Annotated in this window: 3 protein-coding genes; 2 read left to right on the forward strand and 1 reads right to left on the reverse strand. The window is 36.2% G+C overall.

Translation table 11 applies throughout. The features are described 5' to 3' along the window. Positions 1-462, reverse strand: a 462-nt coding sequence (locus tag V7659_RS27605; protein WP_335543273.1) for a GyrI-like domain-containing protein, incomplete at its 3' end; no start/stop codon positions are given. Between the two features lie 223 nt (positions 463-685). On the opposite strand from V7659_RS27605, the gene V7659_RS27610 reads away from it, so the two are divergent. Together V7659_RS27610 and V7659_RS27615 are read left to right on the forward strand one after the other, a co-directional pair. Beyond that, positions 686-889, forward strand: a complete 204-nt coding sequence (locus tag V7659_RS27610; RefSeq protein WP_098575308.1) for a hypothetical protein — start codon at positions 686-688, stop codon at positions 887-889. Further along, positions 882-1,079: a YwbE family protein gene (locus V7659_RS27615; RefSeq protein ID WP_335543274.1), complete on the forward strand. Its 198-nt coding sequence runs from the start codon at positions 882-884 to the stop codon at positions 1,077-1,079. Before V7659_RS27610 ends, V7659_RS27615 begins: the two co-directional genes overlap by 8 nt. The last annotated feature ends 128 nt before the right edge of the window (positions 1,080-1,207 follow it).

The following is a 1,207-nucleotide window of genomic DNA, read 5'->3' on the forward strand; positions in this document are numbered from 1 at the left end:
ATAAGTCTTTACAGGTAAATAAATATCAAAATAAAGTTCACCATTCTCATTTTGATGTTTATACTCTTCTTTAAATACTTCCATACTTAATGCATTGTGATCTTGTTCATACCCATATTCTTCCATCCAAGAATAAATTTGTTTATATGTATTTTCCACTTCTTCATGGCTTCCTCGATGTGTAGCAAAAACATAATTTTTACTTGGAATTGTAAAGCCAACCATACCTTCTGGGATTTCCTCGATTTTTTCTACAGGTGTTGTCACATAATAAGTAATTTCGGTTTCCCTGCTATGAAAAGGTGCGATTAAAACAGGTTCATTCGTTTGATAAGATACTTCTTCTAGTCGATTTACCATCTTTTTAAAAAGAGTTGGGAGTGTACTAATTTGTGAGTAAGTTCCGTTCCATGAAATCCCAACAACCTTCATTTCTTCTTTTTCTATTACTTGGATACTCATGCTAATCCCCCTTTTTGAATTATCATATTAATATAATTCTCACCATCACTGTTAAAATCCTGCAAAAATAATTCGACTAAATCATTCAAAAAAGCCGCTCATGTAATTGGACGCCCTTTTTTGGAATCGCGAAATTAACTATCTTTTTAAATTATGAGGTAAATTTTATTATTTGGATGAAAATAGCTTATAATGGACTTAACACATTATAGGAGGATTTCTTATGAGTAATGAAAATCAAACCAATCCACAGGAAGAACCGAAGAAAAAAATAAGTCTGCAAGAAGCGATGAAACAACAACTGCAAAATAAGAAGAACAAGTCTGCCGGAGGAACTTCAAGTTCAAACAACTCGATGGCAACTAAAAAGCTGCAAAGCCAGCAGACGAAAAAAGTAAGTAATTCACGGAGAAAAATGGGTGTCTAGTGGGCAAAATCGGGGAGATATTTCCCCAGGTGCACTCGTCAAAATTGTGCTAAAAGCGGATCAACGAAGTGGGAAACTAACCGAGGGGACCGTCAAGGATATATTAACCAAGTCCAGCTTTCATCCTCATGGCATAAAAGTCAGGCTTACGGATGGACAAGTTGGCAGAGTTAAGGAAATAAATAATTAGTTGATAGCAATAATTCCCTCCCTAGGTATGAGGGCATTGAAAAAGTCTCTTAAAATTAGGTTCTGTGTTTAAATTGGCTGTTGATTTCCGCTCCTGAGGGCTTCGCTTTCCGCGGGCGTGCCGGGGAG

The sequence above is a fragment of the Neobacillus drentensis genome, assembly GCF_036966985.1.
Lineage (GTDB): Bacteria > Bacillota > Bacilli > Bacillales > Cytobacillaceae > Neobacillus > Neobacillus drentensis_E.